This window comes from Corynebacterium sp. c25Ua_47 (assembly GCF_039907205.1).
Taxonomy (GTDB): domain Bacteria; phylum Actinomycetota; class Actinomycetes; order Mycobacteriales; family Mycobacteriaceae; genus Corynebacterium; species Corynebacterium hiratae.
The window spans coordinates 48,357-67,326 of sequence record NZ_JASBOH010000003.1 but is presented as its reverse complement, the minus strand read 5'-3'; the positions used below and the strand labels follow the sequence as shown (position 1 = coordinate 67,326).

The following is an 18,970-nucleotide window of genomic DNA, read 5'->3' as shown; positions in this document are numbered from 1 at the left end:
CTCCTTTAGCTGACCCAGCCCAGGGCGACGGACAACGGCATAACGATGTTTGCCAGGCACACGACGGCCGGGACGATGTACGCCAGGATGACAAAGACCTCGCGCCACTTAGCACCGGTAATGCCCAGGTCGGAAGCCGCAAGGCGGATGCCGTGGGTCAGGTGCAGGAAGAGGCAGAGCATGGCAACGATGTAAATGATGGTCACCGGCCAGCGGGAGAAGGTAGCGATCATGTTGGCCTTCACTTCGCCATGAGCGAAAGCCTCCGGAGCGATCGGCTGAACACCCATCGTCAGGTCCAAGATGTGGAAGACGATGAACAGGAGCAGCACGACGCCGGTCACCAGCATGGTCTTCGTTGCGAAGGAATCCATGCCGCCCATCAGGTTGGTGCGCTTGAACTTACCGCGGGATGCCTTGGAGCGAGCGGTCAGCGCAAAGGCGCCGTAAATGTGGGCGATCACGCACGCCAGCAAGACGATGCGGATGATCCACAGAAGGTGCCCGCTCGGAATCAGCGGATCACCCATGCTGCGCAGGAATGCGCCGTAGGCATCGATGGCTTCCTCGCCATTGTGGGCCGGCAGGTAGAGCTTCAAGTTGCCGGCCATGTGTCCTACAACGAACAGCGCGAAGAACAGACCGGTAATTGCCATCGTCAGTTTCAAAGCCCAGGACGGAATTCCTGGCTTAGGACGAATCGTTTCATTAGTAATGCGGCCGTGAGCAAGGGCTTCACGGTCAGGATTTTTTACAGACATGACACCTCCATTGTCGCCCTTACCTTACGCAGGACTGCGCGCTGACCACTACTTATCCCTTTGCTTTTAACGCCCCCTCCCCCACCTACAGGCCCCTGACAGAAATGAGTTAAGGCAAGGGTTGCCTTAAGTGTCCCCCGACTTATGCCGGTCTACCTTGATCACTTCGCTTTACGCAATATTAACCTTGCGAAAACATTTCGCGGTTGAGACTTTTGTCACAGGGTGTGACTCGAGTGACGACCCTACCCCTTTAGGTGTCAAACTTTCGCTTGGTACACACCCCTCACCGCCCCTTCACGCCCCGCTAACACCCCCACTTCGCAGCGAAGTTAAAATGCTTCACACATTCCTTGCAAAACTATTGTTATGACCGAAAGGCACTAGGTAACCTAGCTCACATGAGCAAGACATACGTAGGTTCGCGCCTGCGCCAGCTGCGCCGCGAACGTGATCTCAGCCAAGCCTCCCTCGCCGCTACGCTGGGGCTTTCCGCTAGTTACGTTAATCAGATTGAACATGACGTACGCCCCCTCACCGTTCCGGTCTTGCTTAGGATTACTGAAGCATTTGGTGTGGATGCCACTTTCTTTTCCCGTGACGATGACTCGCGGCTACTCGCCGAGATTCAAGATGTCGTCCAGGACCAAGAAATCTGCCCCTCCCCCGTGGAATTACAGGAATTGTCCGAACTGGTTTACAACCACCCCACCGTTGCGCGCACGCTCGTCGACATTCACCGCCGCTACCGCAATATCCGCGACAAGCTTTCCCTCGCCACCGATACCCGCCGCTCCGACGGCAACCAGGCGCTGTCCATGCCGCACGATGAGGTTCGGGATTTCTTCTATGCCCGCCAGAATTATCTCGATGAGTTAGATCAGCATGCAGAGGCGATCTCCGCGGAGCTCGACGTCGTCCCCTTCCACATCCGCGACATCGAACAGGCTCTGGACGACAGACTCACCACCCAGCACGGCGTGGAGATCCTCACCACCGATCGCATGGATGGCACGCTGCACCGCTTCGACAAGGACAGCGGGACCCTTCGCCTTGCCAGCCGGCTGAGCGTCGGCCAGCGCGCCTTCCGCATGGCAGCTGAGCTTGGCTTCCTCGAAGCGGGCGCGCTTTTCGACGAGCTCGTGGAGGAAGAACCGTTTACTTCAGAGGCCTCCATCAACTTGGCCAAGCGGGGTATCGCCAATTATTACGCTGCGGCCACGCTCCTCCCGTATGGCCTCATCCATAGCGAAGCCGAACAGTCGGGGTACGACGTGGAATACCTCTGCAATGTCTTCGGAGTGGGCTACGAGACGATTGCCTCCCGCCTCTCCACGCTGCAGCGCCCCAACAAGCGCGGCATCCCCTTTACCTTCGTGCGCGTTGACCGCGCCGGCAACATGTCCAAACGCCAATCCGCCACCGGCGTGCACTTCTCCAACTCCGGCGGCACCTGCCCCCTATGGAATGTGTACGAGTCCTTCTCACACCCCAACACCATTTCCCGCCAGTTGGCGCAGATGCCAGATGGGCGCAATTACCTATGGATCTCACGAACGGTGAGCTACCCACAAGGCCGTTTTGGGGATACGAACAAGCTCTTTTCCATCGGTCTGGGCTGCGAGGCACGCCATGCTAATCGCACCGTGTACGCCCAGGGGCTAGACCTCAATGCCCTTTCCGCCGCCACTCCCATTGGCGCCGGCTGCCGCACCTGCCCGCGCCAGAATTGCTCCCAGCGGGCATTTCCCGCCATTAACGAACAGCTTGTCGTCGACGCCCACCGCTCTGCAGTGGCACCCTATTAACTAAAGCTAGTTAACGGCGTAATCGCGCAGGTTTTAAATCATCCATCTTTACGCCGTTAACGCAGATGAATCTTAAAAGCTGGGGAGCACTCTCCATCGAGCGAAAGCCTCCGAAGAAAGATACTGAAGCAAGAAAGGGGCCTACTTAGTGCGATGAGCTGGAATTATGACCCAAACCCTCGGCGCTATACATTGTCCTACAAGCCCCACCCCATGGTTTTCATTGCCAAATCTGATGGATTTTCCCGACTCGGTTGTTCTATCATGGTCAGCGACCGATAATCACCAACAGAAAGGATTATTATTATGTCCAGCTTTGGCGAGAACTTCCTTGGCCAGATCCAGAAGCTCGTGCTGACGATCGTCAACGCACCGTTCGCACTGTCTTCCAAGCTCTTCGGCTAAGGCCAGTCGCGCTTCGGCGCTAAAACCAACACTCCCCCTCACCGCCACCGATTCACGTCGATGGGATGAGGGGGAGTGTTCTTGTTTTAGTTCTTAGAGGTTAATCATGTGGCCGCCGATGCCCTCGGCTGCTTCCTTCATAGCCTCAGACAGCGTCGGGTGAGTGTGAACGTTGCGTCCGATCTCCTCTGCAGTGAGATCGAAGCGCTGCGCCAGGGTCAGCTCCGGCAGCAGCTCGGACACGTTCGAGCCCACCATGTGACCACCAATGAGCTCACCAAACTCGCCGTCGGCGATGAGCTTGACGAAGCCCGCGGTCTCATTCAGACCAGCTGCCTTACCGTTAGCGGAGAACGGGAAGGTAGCAACCTTGATGTCGCGGTCAGCGAACTTCTCACGAGCCTGCTCCTCGGTGTAGCCGAAGGAGGCCACCTGCGGGTTGCAGAAGGTGGCGCGCGGCATGTTCATGTAGTCACCCAGCAGCTGGGTCTCAGCGCCGGCGATGACCTCAGCAGCCACAACGCCCTGCGCCTCAGCCACGTGAGCGAGCTGCAGCTTCGCGGTGACGTCACCAATGGCGTAAATGCCCTCAACGTTGGTGCGCATGTAGTCATCAATAGCGATGGCGCCGCGCTCAGTGAGCTCGACACCGGTGTTCTCCAGGCCGTAGCCCTCGGTGCGCGGGGCGAAGCCGATGGAGACCATGCAGCGATCCACGGTCAGCGTATCGGTCTTGGAGCCGTCCTTGGACTCGACCTCAACGGTGACATTGTCACCGTTATCCGTGATGGCGGTGGTCTTGTAACCAGTCAGGAGCTTCACACCAAGCTTCTTGTATTCCTTGGCGATAGCCTTGGATACATCCTTGTCCTCGTTCGGAAGGACGCGGTCCATGAACTCCACGATGGTCACGTCTACGCCATAGTTGGCCAGAACGTACGCAAACTCCATACCGATGGCGCCTGCGCCAACGATGACCATGGAATCCGGGGCCTCATCGCTGAGGATCTGCTCCTCGAAGGACACGATGTTGCCGCCGATTTCCACGCCCGGAAGGGAACGGACGACGGAGCCGGTGGCGATAATGCAGTTGTCAAAGGTAACGGTCTTACCCTTGTCATCGCCCTCGGTAATCTCGATGGTCTTGGCGTCCTTGAAGGAGCCGAGGCCATTGATCTCCGTAATCTTGTTCTTCTTCATCAGGTAGTGCACGCCCTTGACGATGCCCTCCGAGACCTTGCGGGAGCGCTTGTGCGCAACACCGAAGTCGAAGGAAACATCGCCGGAAATACCAAAGGCCTTCGCCTCATGGTTGAAGGTGTGTGCAACTTCAGCGTTCTTAAGAAGAGCCTTGGACGGGATGCAGCCCACGTTGAGGCAAACACCGCCCCAGTACTGCTTCTCAATAACGGCAACCTTCTTGCCCAGCTGGGCAGCGCGGATGGCGGACACGTAGCCGCCGGGGCCCGCGCCGAGTACTACAACGTCAAAATGTTCATTAGTCACGCCCTATAGGATACGTAACTTTGTGCCCGCTGTCCCACCACCCCCATGCTGTGCTCTCGTATCAGTCCATAACATTCCTGATACGCAAGCCACAGTGCACTGATGCGTAGAGGGCACACAACGCACAAAATAACCCCCAACCACCCGAGGGGGCGATTAGGGGGAGAGAAACGTGGGGCCGCACGCCCCGCAGCTGTTTAGTAAAGACCCCAATCCAGGGCGATCTTGGAGGAAGTAGAGGAGCCGGAGTGAGCGAACTGGCCCAGCACCTGGTTGATGGAAACGAGGATGGTGTCAAAGAGGTTCATTCTTCTTCTTTCTGTTGGTCTTCTAGCAGCCTTCACGGCCTCGTGCGATGTCACTATGCGGCACTGCCACCTTCTGCCTTGCAGGACGGCCGCCGCAGTAACGGTCTCCGCATCTGGTTCGACTAACGAATAGGCCGGGCATTGCGTTACATAGCCCACGTTAACGCACGGAAAGATTATGACACGGTTTCCACTTCAATACCACCATTAACTTTAATATCTTGGTATGTTTAAACACGTTACCCTTATCTTGGGGTGCTGAAATTCCCATCTACCAGCACTATTGCCCATCTCATGGGTGGCGTGTCCGGAGCATCTTTTACACTTGCCCCTACATTTCCGCTCATCACTTAGAAAGCGAGATTCTATGAAGATTGCGCGCTCTCTCACGACGCTTGCGGCAGCCACTGCCCTAGCACTTGGCGCCGTAGCATCCCCTACCGCGGGCGCATCCGAGGTCACCCCGGAACAAATCCGCGGTGATGCCACACCGTCCACCATTTCCGAGCTCGACATCTACGGGGAGATTGAAAAGTACCTGCCCAAGGACTCCGCCGGAAACCCGTCGCCCTCCCGCCAAGAATATGAAGACGCCATTGGTAAGAACGTCACTTTTAAGGACGTTGACGTCAATGAGATCCCGGACAGCAAGCAGTGGATGGGCTACGTCCTGAAATACCCGGACTACCGTCAGAGCGTCAAGGCCCTCAATGCCACCGCACCAGCGATGGACCGCACCGTCCCTCTTGCAGTAATTACCCCAGACGGCACCTTTGATTCTTCCCGCCCCACCCTTTATCTACTCAACGGTGCTGGCGGTGCCGAGCAGGGCATGGACTGGCTGATAGCCACCACGCGCGAAGACTTGGATCCCAACAAGGAGGGCACCCAAGAACTCGATGACTACTACGGTGACCGAAACGTCAACGTCGTCATCCCGCAGGCAGGCGCATTCTCCTACTACACCGACTGGGTTACCAGCCCGGACCGCAGCTACCTCAAGGGCCCGCAGAAGTGGGAGACCTTCCTCACCAAGGAGCTACCGGGACCGCTGGAGAAGCACATCAACGCCAACGGCAAGCGCGGCATCGCAGGCATGTCCATGTCTGCTACCTCATCGCTCGTCTTGGCCCAGCACAACCCCAACTTCTATGACGCTATCGGGTCCTTCTCTGGCTGTGCGGCCACCTCGACTCCACTGCCGAACTTCTACACGCAGCTGACCGTGAATCGTGGCGGTGGAAGCACCGAGCAGATGTGGGGACCGATGGGCGGTGACTACAACCGCTACAACGATGGACTCATCAACGCCACAAAGAACAACATGGGTAATTCCCAGGTCTACGTCTCCGCTAACTCGGGGTTTGCCGGAATGAACGATTTGGGTTCGTCCAGGATTGAAAAGCAAGGCCTGGCCGGAGCCTTGAAGTCCTCCTCCACCCTGGTGGTGGAAGGCGGCGTCATCGAGGCAGCGATGAATGCGTGCACCCACGACCTGCAGGCAAAACTGCAGCGCGAAGGTGTCAAAGCGGATTTCAACCTGCGCAATACCGGTACCCACTCCTGGCCGGGCTGGTTCGATGACATCAACTCCTCCTGGCCCACCTTCGCTCGTGCCTTTGGTCTGCCGGTGGAGCCGGTCTCCACGCGGGCGTCGGAAAGCGCGGTGAACACGGACGCTAACGCCAAAGCTGAGGATGCCGATAAGCAGAATATGGAAGAGGCCGAGAACGATCCCAAGACCCCGGCCGACTCCCGGCCAGTAGCCCCTGAGGCCATCGAACAGTAAGCTCAACTCGCCATATTGATTGTTAAATAAGGAACGTAATGAAGCGTCTTAGCTCTCTCCTCGCCGCCGGCGCGCTCTGCGCTGCCGCGCTTATCAGCCCCGTTGCGGGTGCGGCCACCATCACCCCGCAGCAGGTTGCGGGTGACACGCCGCTGTCCACCATCTCGGACTTGAACGTCACCCCGGAGGTGCAGAGCCAGAAGTGGTACGAGCACTTCAAAGATGACGCCCGCGTTCTCAAGCTGGAGGCTACGTCACCGGCCATGAACGGCCGCGCGATTCCGCTGGCTGTTATCCCTGCTAAGAACCCGGACCGCCCGACCTTGTACCTGCTCAACGGCGCCGGTTCCGCGGAGCAGGACTCCGATTGGCTGTACATGTCCGATGCCGTGGACTTCTACGCGGACAAGGACGTCAACGTTGTCGTTCCGCAGGCAGGTGCTTTCTCCTACTACACCGACTGGCTGGAGGAGCCCAACGGCAAGTACCTCAAGGGCCCACAGAAGTGGGAGACCTTCCTGACCAAGGAGCTGCCTGGCCCGCTGGAGTCTCGCCTGAACGCAAGCAACAAGCGCGCCATTGCCGGCATGTCCATGTCCGCAACGTCTTCCCTGCTGCTGGCGCAGCACAACCAGGGCTTCTATGACGCGGTTGGCTCCTTCGCCGGCTGCGCCGCAACCGCCTACCCCACGGAGTACCAGTTCCTGCGCCTCACCGTGAACCGCGGCGGCGGAGAACCGGAACAGATGTGGGGCCCGATGGGCGGTGACTACAACCGCTACAACGATGCCCTGATGAACTCCGAGAAACTGCGCGGCACCAAGCTGTACATTTCCTCCGCATCGGGCTTCGCGGGTGAGCAGGATACCCCGTCCTACTACATGAACAAGGGCTACAGCCCGCTGGCCGCCTACGCGGGTTCGGCACAGCTGCAGGTTGAGGGCGGCATCATCGAGGCCGCGGTCAACCACTGCACCCATATGCTCAAGGCCAAGCTGGATAAGCAGAACATTCCAGCCACCTACAACTTCCGCAACGTGGGCACGCACTCCTGGCCGGGCTGGCGCGAGGACCTGGTGAAGTCCTGGCCCACCTTTGAGGAAGCTTTCAACTCCTAAAAAGTGAGCGGAGCGTGTCGCCCCACGGTCTGGCGCGGCGTGCTCGCTCCCCTGGCTTCGGATAACCCAGACAGGGCGGTAGGATAGCGGCATTATGAAGCTGCTTTCTACCGCCCTTTCGCATATCTCCGCCGCTCGCGACCGCGCTGCACTTACTCGGGATAGCTACACGAGGGTGGATTTCAACCTCGGCTTCGAGGTCACCCACTATGACTTGGACCTGACCTACCGCGTGGAACCCAACATGCTGCAGGGCGAAGCCATCCTCCACATTCGCGCGCTGGAGGACTTTGACAAACTCACGCTTGACCTCGGCGGCGCCATGGTGGCTCGCCGCATCACGGCGAAACACGCACCCCGCGTGGCCAAGTTTCGCCTGTCCGCCGGCAAACTGCGGCTGACCTTTGCCGACACCATCGTGGAGAACCAAGAGTTTGAGCTGCACATTCGCTATGGCGGCTCGCCGCGGCCACTGCGCACTCCGTGGGGTGAAATCGGCTGGGAGGAAACAGATTCCGGCTCCCTGGTGGCCAGCCAACCCAACGGTGCACCCAGCTGGTTCCCCTGCGATGACACCCCGTCGGAAAAGGCCACCTACGATATTCGCATCACCGCTGACGATCCTTTCGTGGTGATTTCCAACGGCAAGCTGGTCTCCCGCCGCAGCGCAGGCGGTTCCATGACGCGCTGGCACTACCGCGTCAAGCACCCTATGGCCACGTACCTCGCCACGGTGCAGATCGGCGAATACTCAGAGATTGACCTGGGCCGAGACGTCCGCGCTTGGGCGCCGGCTCGCCTGAAGCAGGTAGTCCTCGAAGAGTTCGCCCAACAGCAGGAAATGCTGGACTTCTATTCCTCGCTCTTCGGCCACTACCCTTTCCCCGACTACCAAGTGGTCATCACCGATGATGAGCTGGAGATCCCGCTGGAGGCCCAAGGCCTGTCCATTTTCGGATCCAACCACGTCAAGGGCGACCACCTCTTTGAGCGACTCATCGCCCACGAGCTGTCCCACCAGTGGTTCGGCAACTCCGTGGGCCTTAGTGAGTGGAAGGATATCTGGCTCAACGAAGGTTTTGCCTGCTACTGCGAGTGGCTGTGGTTCGAGCACGCGCATGGCCGTCCGGTGCATGAATCGGCGCGTTCGCACTATCAAGTGCTCGCACGCAAGAAGCAGGACATCGTGCTCGGTGATCCGGGCACGCGCGACATGTTCGATGACCGCGTCTACAAGCGCGGCGCGCTGACTGTTCACGCACTTCGCCGCCTCGTGGGCGATGAGGTCTTCTTCCGCACGGTCCGGGATTACCTCACCGCATCCCAGCACTCCGTGGTCACCCCGGAGGATCTCATCAGCCGTGTGAAGAAGGAAGCGGCAGATCCTGCTGCGGTCGATGCTTTGTTGGACGAGTGGCTCAACCACACCGCGCTGCCCAAGTTCCCGGTCTAGACTTGTTCACCATGCGCAGGATGCTTGTTACCGGCGGTGCCGGCTTTATTGGTGCAAACTTCGTGAGGCTCGTAGCCCAGCAACGGCCCGACGTAGACATCACCGTCTTGGACAAGCTCACCTACGCGGGCAACCGCGCCAACCTTGACGGCGTGGACGCCACCCTGGTGGTGGGGGACGTGGCGGATGAGGGGGTCGTCGACAAGCTCGTGGCCCAGACGGATGCCGTGGTGCACTTCGCCGCGGAATCCCACAATGATAATTCGCTGCGGGATCCTTCGCCCTTCCTCCACACCAACGTCATGGGAACCTTCGTGCTGTTGGAGGCCTGCCGCCGCCACGATGTGCGCTTCCATCACGTTTCCACCGATGAGGTTTTTGGTGACTTGGAGATTGGCGCCGATACCTACTTCACGGAGGAGACTCCCTATAACCCCTCTTCGCCCTATTCGGCCACGAAGGCCGGCTCCGATCACCTGGTGCGCGCGTGGGTGCGCAGCTTTGGGCTGCGGGCGACCATTTCGAATTGCTCCAATAATTACGGCCCCTACCAGCACATTGAGAAGTTCATCCCACGGCAGATCACCAACCTGCTTCTGAGCCAGCCCGCCAAGCTTTATGGCACGGGCGAGCAGGTGCGCGATTGGATTCACGTGGATGATCACAACGAGGCGGTGCTCGCCATCCTGGACCGCGGGCGCATCGGTGAGACCTATAACATCGGTGCCGACCAGGAGGATACGAATAACCGCCAGGTCATCGAGATGATCTGTGAGCTGTTGGGTGCTACTGACGACGGCCGCGCGAACTACATCCACGTGGCGGACCGCCCGGGCCATGATCAGCGCTACGCCATGGATGCCAGCAAACTGCGCCGCGAGCTGGGCTGGAGCCCGCGCTACACGGATCTGCGCGAGGGCTTGGCTGCCACCATTGAGTGGTACCGCGCCCACGAGGACTGGTGGCGCCCAGGCAAGGAAGAAGTCGAAGCCAACTACGCGAAGCAAGGACAGTAAATTTCCATGAAGGTGCAGTCAACGGCCATTGAGGGCCTGCTCATTGTGGAGCTCGACGTCCACGGGGATAACCGCGGCTGGTTCAAGGAGAACTGGCAGCGTGAGAAGATGGTGGCGGCAGGTTTGCCGGACTTCCAACCGGTGCAGAATAATGTCTCCTTCAATGCGGAGAAGGGGGTTACGCGCGGGCTGCACGCGGAGCCCTGGGACAAGCTCGTCTCCGTGGCTTCCGGCCGGGCCTTCGGTGCGTGGTGCGATCTGCGCGAGGGCTCTGCCACCTTCGGGCAGCTGGTGACCCACGAGCTGCGCGAAGACGTGGCGGTCTTCGTGCCGCGCGGCGTGGCCAACGGTTTCCAGGCGCTGGAGGCCTGCGCCTACTCCTACCTGGTCAATGACCACTGGTCCCCGGATGCGGACTACACCTGCGTCAACCTCAACATGGTGGACTGGCCGCTGGAGCCGACGGAGATCTCCGACAAAGACAAGGCACACCCCGCGCTTGCCGACGTCTCCCCCATGCCCCCGCGCCGCATCCTGGTCACCGGCGCCAACGGGCAGCTGGGCCGCGCTTTAAAGAAATTCCTGCCCACCGCTGGTCTGGGCGCGGTGGAGTTCTGTGGGCACGAGGATTTCGATATCACCAACCCGCCTGCCCGCCCGTGGAAGCAGTATTCCGCCATCATCAACTGCGCGGCTTATAACGATGTCAACGGTGCGGAGGACGATCGCGCCGCGGCCTGGACGGTCAACGCTTCCGCCCCGGCGAAGCTCGCGCGCATTGCGGCGGAGAATAACCTGACCTTGGTGCACGTCTCCAGTGATTACATCTTCGATGGCTCTAACGAGGTCCACTCCGAGGATGAAATGCCTTCCCCGCTGTCGGCCTATGGGGCATCGAAAGCCGCGGGCGATACCGCCGCGCAAACCGCGCCGCGCCACTATGTCATCCGTACCTCCTGGGTCTTCGGCGATGGAGCCAACTTCATGGCCACGATGCGCTCGCTGGCGGCTAAGGGGGTCAAGCCCTCCGTCATCCATGATCAGCGCGGGCGCCCCACCTTCGCCGAGGACCTGGCCAAGGGCATCATCCACCTGCTCAAGACCAAAGCCGAGTACGGCGTGTACAACATCTCCAACTCCGGTGATGCGGTGGGTCGCGATGAAATCGCCATGGCCGTCTTCACCGGCGTGGGCCAAGACCCCGCTGGTGTCACGCCGGTCAGCACCGAGCAGTACCGCGAGATCGCCGGGCCTGAAGCTCCCCGCCCGAAGGAGTCCACCTTCGACCTGTCCAAGATTGAAGCCACCGGCTTTAAGCCGATGAATTGGCGGGCCGCTTTAGCGCTTTACCTGGGCCTTTACCCGGCATAACACTTAACATAACACTTAGCTTCCCAGGTGTTATGTTGAGTGGGAAGTTAAGTGTTATGTTCGCCAGCCCGCGCCGCCGCACCCCGGCGCGGGACCCCTCCGTTAAGCTTGAAGCCCATGAAGGGCATCATCCTCGCTGGCGGTTCAGGGACCCGCCTCTACCCCATCACCAAGGGCATCTCGAAGCAGCTCATGCCCATCTATGACAAGCCGATGGTCTACTACCCTCTGACCACCCTGATCCAGGCCGGTATCCGCGAGATCCTCATCATCACCACCCCAGAAGACCAGGCCGCCTTCCAACGCCTGCTTGGCGACGGCTCCCAGCTCGGCCTCATGCTGCACTACGCTGTCCAACCCCGGCCCGAAGGTTTGGCCCAGGCCTTCCTCATTGCGGAGGACTTCATCGCCGAGGATGACGTGGCCCTAGTTTTGGGTGACAACATCTTTGACGGCCACGGCTTCTCCACGGCGCTGAATGAGTGCAGCCACCCGGGCGGCGGCATCATCTTTGCCTACGAGGTCTCCGATCCGCAGCGCTATGGTGTTGTCGAGTTTGATGAGTCTGGCCAAGCCCTGTCCATCGAGGAAAAGCCCGCCGCGCCCAAATCCAACCACGCCGTGGTGGGCTTGTATTTCTATGACAATTCCGTGGTGGAGATTGCTAAGTCCATTACGCCCAGCGCACGCGGGGAGTTAGAAATCACCGCCGTCAACGAGGAATACCTGCGCCGCGGGCAGCTGCGCGTCAAACGCATGCAGCGCGGTGATGTCTGGCTGGACACCGGCACAGTGGACTCCATGAGCGAGGCCTCGGCCTACGTGGAGGTAATGCAGAAGCGCACCGGCACCGTCATCGGCTCGCCGGAGGTTGCCGCCTTCGAGGAGGGCTTCATCGATGCCGCCGCACTCACCGAGCTGGCCGAGCCCCTCCTGAAGTCCGGCTATGGCCGCTATCTCCTGGCCGCTGCCCAAGAGAGTTGAGGCCGAGGTGCATTTCGATCAAATAAGGACCGAAAACCCACGGGATCTGGGACCTAATTTGATCGATCCGTACTTGCCAAAGCGTCCCCACGCAGTATCAGAAGCCAGCATCACCCAAACGGGCCTAGACGCGTTAAGGTAATCGCATGCCTACTTCATCCTCTCGCCCCACCAGCGATCCCAAGAAATCAGCGCTATCCACCATCAGCCCCGTGGCGTGGGGCCTGTTGGTGCTCGTTGTCATTCTGGCCGTCATCATCGGCTTCCTTCTGGCAGAGCGCAATTCTTCCGGCGATGCCGGGACTCAAGCGGCGCAGGAGACTTCGACGAGCGCGGCGCCCACCGAAGACTTGGCAAAGGATGCCGACAAGGCCACGCCCGGCACGAAGTTCTCCGACGGGAAGGGGGACCCGATGGTATTCGGCCCCGGCGGTGACACCAAGAGCGGCGATATCACGGTGGTGCACCGCAAGAAGGAGGATGATCCTTTCGCCGTGGGAGCGGTGGATGCACCCGTGGTGATTTCGGAGTTCTCCGATTTCGAGTGCCCGTTCTGCTCCCGCCATGCCAATGTCACTGAGCCAGACCTCCTCAAGAAGTACGTGGAGAAGGGCCTGGTGCGCATCGAGTGGAATGACTTCCCCGTCAACGGCCCTGCCGCCGTCGAGGCTGCTAAGGCCGGGCGCGCGGCCGCGGCACAGGGCAAGTTCCAGGAGTTCAAGCACGAGCTCTACTCCGCTAGCAAGGACATCAGCGGCCACCCGGAATTCGGCATCGAGGACTTCATGAAGTTCGCCGAGAAGGCCGGCGTTGCGGACTTGGATAAGTTCCGCCAGCAGGCCACGGATGATACCTACACCGAGGTCATCGAGAAGGCCACCAGCTACGCCTCCCAGATTGGTATTACGGGCACCCCGGCCTTCGTGGTGGGGGATCAGTTCATTGGTGGAGCGCAGCCACCGGAAGTCTTTGAGCAGACCATCCGGGAACAGCTAGGGAAGGCGGCCAATGGATAAGCCGCCACTCATCGTGTGGATCTTCATCGCGCTCGTGGTTCTGACCGCGTTCTTAGGCGGCTATGCAGTGGGGGTGAGCGTATGAGTATCGGAGTTTTTGGCGCCGTCATCGCCGGTGTGCTGACTTTGATCAGCCCCTGCTCAGCGCTGTTGGTGCCAGCCTTCTTTGCCTATGCTTTTGAATCGCAGCGCCAGCTGCTGCTGAAAACCCTGGTCTTTTTCTTAGGCCTGTGCACCACGCTCGTGCCCATCGGCATGGGACTGGCTGCAATCCTCGCGCAATACCGCAGCCAGGTCATCACGGTGGCGGGCTGGATCATCATCGCGCTGGGGATCTTTACCGCCTTGGGCGGCGGTTTCCGCATCCCCGGCATGGATGCCCTGTCCAGTAAGGCGCGGGGCAAGGTGTTTCTGCTCGGCGCGGTCTATGGCTTCGCGGGCTTTTGCGCGGGCCCACTCTTAGGTGCTGTGCTCACCACTGCAGCCGCATCCGGCAGCGCACTCTACGGCGGGATCATCATGGTGGCGTATGCCGCGGGCATGGCCGCACCGCTCTTTGTTCTGGCGGCGCTGTGGGAGCGCCTCAATGTGGGCTCGTGGTCCTGGCTGCGCGGACGCGAGGTGGTCCTCGGCCCCGTGCGCACGAACACCTTGTCCATTGTGTCGGGCGCGTTCTTCGTGCTCATCGGCGCGCTATTCATTGCCAGCTATGGCACCGCGACCTTGCCCGCGGTCTTGAGTACGGATGCGCAGTTCGCGGTGCAAGAAAAAGCCCGCGCTGTGAGCGCGGGCGTCGCTGACGCGTGGGTATGGTTCGGGCTCTCACTTGCCGCCACGGTGGTGGCAGGCATCAAGGCTGCCCGCACCCCGGCCTAGTAGCCGCGTGCGATGTATTCGTCGATACGCGCAGCCTCAGCACCAATGGTGGTCTCGTCGCCGTGCCCCGGCAGGACGCGGGTCTCCGGCGGAAGGTTCAGCACGCGGTTGCGCAGGGACTCGATGATGACGTCAAAGTCGGAGTACTTGCGGCCGGTGGCGCCGGGACCGCCGTTGAAGAGGGTATCTCCCGACAGAAGCGTGGCTTCGTCCGCGATGTAGAGCACCACGCACCCTGGCGAGTGACCAGGCGTGTGGAAGACCACGAAGTCACTATCGCCCACGGTGAATAGCTGGTTATCCTCCAGCGGCACGAAGGTCGCATCCTCGTGCGTTTCCTCCCACAGCGGGCGGTCATCCGGGTGCAGGTACACGGACACACCGAAGTGCTCAGCCACCTGGGGGGCGAGCTCGCAGTGGTCGTTGTGCGCGTGGGTGAGGATAACGCCCTTGACGGTGCGCTTTCCTACCTCGTCGATGACGCGCTCGGCGTCGTGGGAAGGATCGACGATGTAGCACTCGGCGTCGCTTGACGCGCCGCCTGCGGCCAGGATGTAGACGTTATTGTCCACGTCCCACTCACCGCCATCCAGGCGGAACTTTCCTGAGGTTACAAACTGTTCGATAATCATTTACAGCTCCACTACGGATCGAAGTACCTTGCCAGCCTTCATGGTAGCGAAGGCCTCCTCCACGTCGTCGAGGCCAATGCGCTCGGACACGAAGTCCTGCAGCGGGAAGCGGCCCTGCAGGGAGAGGTCAACGTACATGGGGAAGTCGCGCTCCGGCAGGCAGTCGCCATACCAGGAGGACTTGAGGGAACCGCCGCGGCCGAAGAAGTCGATGGCTGGGACGTCGAAGCGGCTGGTGAGGTTCGGGACGCCCACCATGACCATGCGGCCGGCCAGGTCGCGGGAGTAGAAGGCCTGGCGGGTGGTGGCTGGGATGCCCACGGCATCGATAGCCACGTCGGTACCGAAACCATCGGTGAGCTCGCGGACCGCCTCGATGACCTCGTCCTCAGACTTATCCTTCGCCGCGATGGTGTGGGTAGCACCGAACTGCTTGGCCAGCTCCAGCTTGTCCGGATCCAGGTCCACGGCGATGACCTTCGAGGCACCCGCCAGCACCGCGCCGGCGATGGCTGCCATGCCGACACCACCGCAGCCGAAGACCGCGACGGACTCGCCTCGCTTAACGTCACCGGTGTTGACCGCAGCACCCAAGCCTGCCATCACGCCACAGCCCAACAGGCCCGCGGCGGCCGGGTCTGCCTCCGGATTGACCTTGGTGCATTGGCCTTCATGAACCAGGGTCTTCTCCGCGAAGGAGCCGATGCCGAGCGCCGGGGTGAGCTCCGTGCCGGCGTCGGCGTCGCCCTCGGCAAGCGTCATCCGAGCGGACGCATTGTGAGTGTTGAAGCAGTACTTCGGCTCACCCTTCTTGCAGGCGCGGCACTCGCCGCACACCGCGCGCCAGTTCAGGACCACGAAGTCCCCAACCTCGACGTGGGTAACAGCATCGCCCACGCGCTCGACGACGCCCGCCGCCTCATGCCCAAGCAAGAACGGGAAGGCATCCTCGATATCGCCATCGCGGTAAGCCAGGTCGGTGTGGCAGACGCCGCAGGCCTGAATCTTGACCACGACATCGTGCTCGCCCGGAGCGGGTACAACAATGTTCACGGTCTCGACGGGCTCGCCCTTCGCGCGCGCAATCACGCCGCGGACAACCTCCGAGCCTTGCTGGGAGTTATTTTCATTTAGGTTTTCATTAACAGTCATGTCCGCGAGGGTACGCGAAAGGCCCGGGCACCGTTGCCCGGGCCTTAAAGTCATAAGAACGCGTTTCTAGAAGCTCGCGAGATGGTTGGCCACAAACTCGTGACCACGAGCATTGATGTGCAGCGGTAGGTTGCCCGGGCCGGCAGAGAAGTCCACCAGACCCGCCCACAACCGCTTATCGGCATCGGCACACATACCGCGATCCCAGGTCATCGGCTTCATATCCACGAACTCGGTGCCGGTCGCGTGCGCTAGGTCCACCTGCATCCACTGCGTGACGTTTTCATAGCGCTGTACCATCGGCAGGGCCGTGGCATCGGCCGGCTTCGGGCCAAAGTGGAGGAGGCAGTAGCGGTCACCGGAGCCGATGGTCGGATAACCCACGATCTGAATGCGGGCATTGGGGGCCGCTGCACGAATCTTGTTGATAATCGGCGCATTTGCGCCAACAAAGCGGGCGCGCATGTCGGCGTCGGAAAGCTGAGCATTGTTATACGTATCGTTAAAGCCGCCCGCATAGAGCACGCGCTGGGTGTCCGGGCTGAGCGCACCGCGGCGGATGGCATCATCGACCTGCGCGTTCATCTGCGGACCCTGGGACATCGAGACCGCACCGGAGCAGGAGAAATCCGCCACCGGCATGCCCAGCTTGGACGCGACGCGCTTGGCGTAGTTATTGCCGGAGGGGCAGTCGAGACTCGGGTTACGGTTGGAGGAGCCGAGGCGCGAGGAGAGGTAAACATCCAGCTGCGGATCCGCCAATACGGAATCGCCAAAGGCGACGAGGTTTCGCTCGCCGGCGGCGGCCTGCGGAGCCTGGGACAGGCCTACTGCCACGAGGAGGGAGGCGCAGAGGGCAGTGATGCGCTGAGTAAACTTCACGTGACTGATGTCCTTTCAAGAAAAGGGTATGTTCTTAACCGAAACCATATTAAACTAAGCTAGCAGTTAATCTTGTGTAACAATAGCAACAACTGTAACAATTTGTCGTTTTAAAAACAGGCGCGTTAGCCGCCTCCCCCGTAACCTTCTACCCCTTCCCTACGATGAGAACCCTATGAAGCTTTCTGATCTCACCTTCCATGCCGCCGCTCTCGCGCGTTTTGTCCCCGCCCTCTTTCGCGCCGGCCTTATTAGCCCCGCTGGCGGCCCACGGGCAGTACTCTCCACCGCGCCGGTTCTCGCCCGCTACCGCTTCACCACCGCCCGCGAGGTGGAGCAGGCATACCTGACCTGCCCAGAACGCCTAGCGCTTATCGACGACGACGGGGCCCTCACCTACCGCCAGCTGCGCGAACAATCCCAGACCTTCGCGCGCTGGTTGCTCTCCCTGGGCCTCGACGAGATCCGTCTCGGCGTCATGGCTCGCAATGGGCGCGGCATTATCACCCCGCTGGCCGCCAAAGGTTATGCCGGAGCGCACATCTTCCTACTCAACGTTGGCTCCTCCCCTGAGCAGCTCGCCGGATGCATTGAGGAAAACCGCATCAACGTGCTCGTTATCGACGATGAATTCGTTGACCGCCTTGCCCCCGCAGACAGCGCTAGCCCCAGCCCCGTTGCTGGACTGCAGGTCGTGATTGGTCATGAGTCCGGCGAGGAGATCCCGGCTGAGCTGGCCGAGGCCCCGACTCTGCGCCAGATCGTGGTGAACCCGCGGGACGTCGAGAAGCAGAAGCTTCCCGCCTGGCCTAAGCACGGACATATCGTGCTCATGTCCTCCGGAACCACCGGCATCCCCAAGGGCATTATGCGCCCAGAGCCCACGCTGCCCGTGGTGGTTGCCTCCATCGTGGATGCGGTGCCGTGGCGTGGGGACCAGAAGGTGCAAATGACCGCCTCCATCTTCCACACGTGGGGCTGGGCCTGCCTCAACATCGCGCTGGGCCTGCGCAACACCATTGTCACCCGCCGCGTCTTTGACCCGGCGGCCGCGCTCGATGACATCCAGCGCTACCAACTTGATGGCCTGCTCTCCTCCCCCGTTTTCTTCCGCCAGATGGTGCAGGCCGACCCAGATTCGGCCTATGACACCTCCAGCCTGAAGTTCATTGCTTCTGCAGGACATGCGCTGACCCCGGAGATCGTCAAAGAAACCCACGAGCGCTTCGGCCCGATTCTCTGCAACGTCTATGGTTCCACGGAGCTGGCGCTGGCATCGACGGCCACCATGGAAGAGGTGGCTAAGGACCCAACCATCGGCGGCAAGATTGCCTCTGGCACGAAGCTGCGCATCCTCGATGAGGATGGCAAAGAAGTCCCGCGCGGCGAGGTCGGCGAAATCTATCTGACCAACTCCACCGCGCTCATTGGCTATACCAACCCGAAGATTCCGCTCAACAAGGTTGATGGCCTCATCTCCATCGGTGACTTGGGCTATATCGACCCCGAGGGCTACCTGCACGTGGTGGGCCGCGCCGATGACATGATCATCGTCGGCGGCGAGAACGTGCACCCGCAGTCGGTGACGGAGGTGCTTGAAACCATGCCGGGCATCGCGGAAGTGCATGCCGGCGGCGTGGAGGATGAAACCACCTTCCAGCGCATCGCCGTGTGGGCCGTGACCACGCGCGATGCCTTGGGCAACACCGTGACTGCCGACGCCATCCGCACCTGGGTCCGCGAGAACCTCGCCGACCACTCCGTGCCGCGCGACGTCCACTTCCTAGACAAGCTGCCGCGCAATGCCACGGGCAAGGTGGTGCCGCGCCTGCTAAGCCACACCGACTAGCCCACGCTTTTAGAACCCCCAAGCCAAAACTGCCCTTGTTGCCA

At 60.7% G+C, this 18,970-nt stretch carries 15 protein-coding genes; 10 read left to right on the top strand and 5 right to left on the bottom strand.

Annotated features, from left to right (window positions below):
- Positions 1 to 5: 5 nt before the first annotated feature.
- Positions 6 to 761, bottom strand: a complete 756-nt coding sequence (locus tag QKE52_RS04260) for a succinate dehydrogenase cytochrome b subunit (protein WP_046647845.1) — start codon at positions 759 to 761, stop codon at positions 6 to 8.
- Positions 762 to 1,162: 401 nt separating this feature from the next.
- Between QKE52_RS04260 and ramB the strand changes: the two genes are divergently transcribed.
- Positions 1,163 to 2,569 carry an acetate metabolism transcriptional regulator RamB gene (gene ramB / locus QKE52_RS04255; protein ID WP_046647846.1) on the top strand — a complete coding sequence of 469 codons (1,407 nt, stop codon included), beginning with the start codon at positions 1,163 to 1,165 and terminating at the stop codon, positions 2,567 to 2,569.
- A gap of 498 nt (positions 2,570 to 3,067) precedes the next feature.
- Here ramB and lpdA read toward each other — a convergent pair whose 3' ends face one another.
- Positions 3,068 to 4,480: a dihydrolipoyl dehydrogenase gene (gene lpdA / locus QKE52_RS04250; RefSeq protein ID WP_070511293.1), complete on the bottom strand. Its 1,413-nt coding sequence runs from the start codon at positions 4,478 to 4,480 to the stop codon at positions 3,068 to 3,070.
- Between the two features lie 675 nt (positions 4,481 to 5,155).
- Between lpdA and QKE52_RS04245 the strand changes: the two genes are divergently transcribed.
- The 8 genes from QKE52_RS04245 (at position 5,156) to QKE52_RS04210 (ending at position 14,411) form a co-directional block, all read left to right on the top strand.
- A complete protein-coding gene (locus tag QKE52_RS04245; protein ID WP_070511291.1) occupies positions 5,156 to 6,577 on the top strand; it encodes an alpha/beta hydrolase family protein in 1,422 nt (473 codons plus the stop codon).
- 38 nt (positions 6,578 to 6,615) lie between these two features.
- Positions 6,616 to 7,695 carry an alpha/beta hydrolase family protein gene (locus tag QKE52_RS04240; protein ID WP_070511289.1) on the top strand — a complete coding sequence of 360 codons (1,080 nt, stop codon included), beginning with the start codon at positions 6,616 to 6,618 and terminating at the stop codon, positions 7,693 to 7,695.
- A 94-nt stretch (positions 7,696 to 7,789) separates the two neighbouring features.
- Complete coding sequence (locus QKE52_RS04235) at positions 7,790 to 9,148, top strand: M1 family metallopeptidase (protein WP_049157605.1); 1,359 nt, start codon at positions 7,790 to 7,792, stop codon at positions 9,146 to 9,148.
- 20 nt (positions 9,149 to 9,168) lie between these two features.
- Positions 9,169 to 10,164, top strand: coding sequence for a dTDP-glucose 4,6-dehydratase (gene rfbB, locus QKE52_RS04230; RefSeq protein ID WP_347948293.1), 996 nt, complete (start codon positions 9,169 to 9,171; stop codon positions 10,162 to 10,164).
- 6 nt (positions 10,165 to 10,170) lie between these two features.
- Positions 10,171 to 11,535, top strand: a complete 1,365-nt coding sequence (locus tag QKE52_RS04225; protein WP_070511285.1) for a bifunctional dTDP-4-dehydrorhamnose 3,5-epimerase family protein/NAD(P)-dependent oxidoreductase — start codon at positions 10,171 to 10,173, stop codon at positions 11,533 to 11,535.
- Between the two features lie 117 nt (positions 11,536 to 11,652).
- Positions 11,653 to 12,519 (top strand): glucose-1-phosphate thymidylyltransferase RfbA, encoded by an 867-nt coding sequence (rfbA, locus tag QKE52_RS04220; protein WP_347948226.1) that lies wholly within the window; start codon positions 11,653 to 11,655, stop codon positions 12,517 to 12,519.
- A gap of 146 nt (positions 12,520 to 12,665) precedes the next feature.
- A complete protein-coding gene (locus tag QKE52_RS04215) occupies positions 12,666 to 13,535 on the top strand; it encodes a thioredoxin domain-containing protein (RefSeq protein WP_175974854.1) in 870 nt (289 codons plus the stop codon).
- Positions 13,536 to 13,616: 81 nt separating this feature from the next.
- Positions 13,617 to 14,411 (top strand): cytochrome c biogenesis CcdA family protein, encoded by a 795-nt coding sequence (locus QKE52_RS04210; RefSeq protein WP_347948225.1) that lies wholly within the window; start codon positions 13,617 to 13,619, stop codon positions 14,409 to 14,411.
- Here the strand turns inward: QKE52_RS04210 and QKE52_RS04205 are convergent.
- The 3 genes from QKE52_RS04205 to QKE52_RS04195 form a co-directional block, all read right to left on the bottom strand.
- Entirely contained in the window at positions 14,408 to 15,043 is a 636-nt protein-coding gene (locus tag QKE52_RS04205) for an MBL fold metallo-hydrolase (protein ID WP_049157613.1), read from the bottom strand. The two genes, QKE52_RS04210 and QKE52_RS04205, sit on opposite strands and share 4 nt — an antisense overlap.
- Complete coding sequence (locus QKE52_RS04200; RefSeq protein ID WP_347948224.1) at positions 15,044 to 16,195, bottom strand: S-(hydroxymethyl)mycothiol dehydrogenase; 1,152 nt, start codon at positions 16,193 to 16,195, stop codon at positions 15,044 to 15,046.
- 66 nt (positions 16,196 to 16,261) lie between these two features.
- On the bottom strand, positions 16,262 to 17,077 hold the full coding sequence (locus QKE52_RS04195) for a GDSL-type esterase/lipase family protein (RefSeq protein WP_049157617.1): 816 nt from the start codon (positions 17,075 to 17,077) through the stop codon (positions 16,262 to 16,264).
- A gap of 175 nt (positions 17,078 to 17,252) precedes the next feature.
- Between QKE52_RS04195 and QKE52_RS04190 the strand changes: the two genes are divergently transcribed.
- Positions 17,253 to 18,926, top strand: coding sequence for an acyl-CoA synthetase (locus QKE52_RS04190; protein ID WP_347948223.1), 1,674 nt, complete (start codon positions 17,253 to 17,255; stop codon positions 18,924 to 18,926).
- The last annotated feature ends 44 nt before the right edge of the window (positions 18,927 to 18,970 follow it).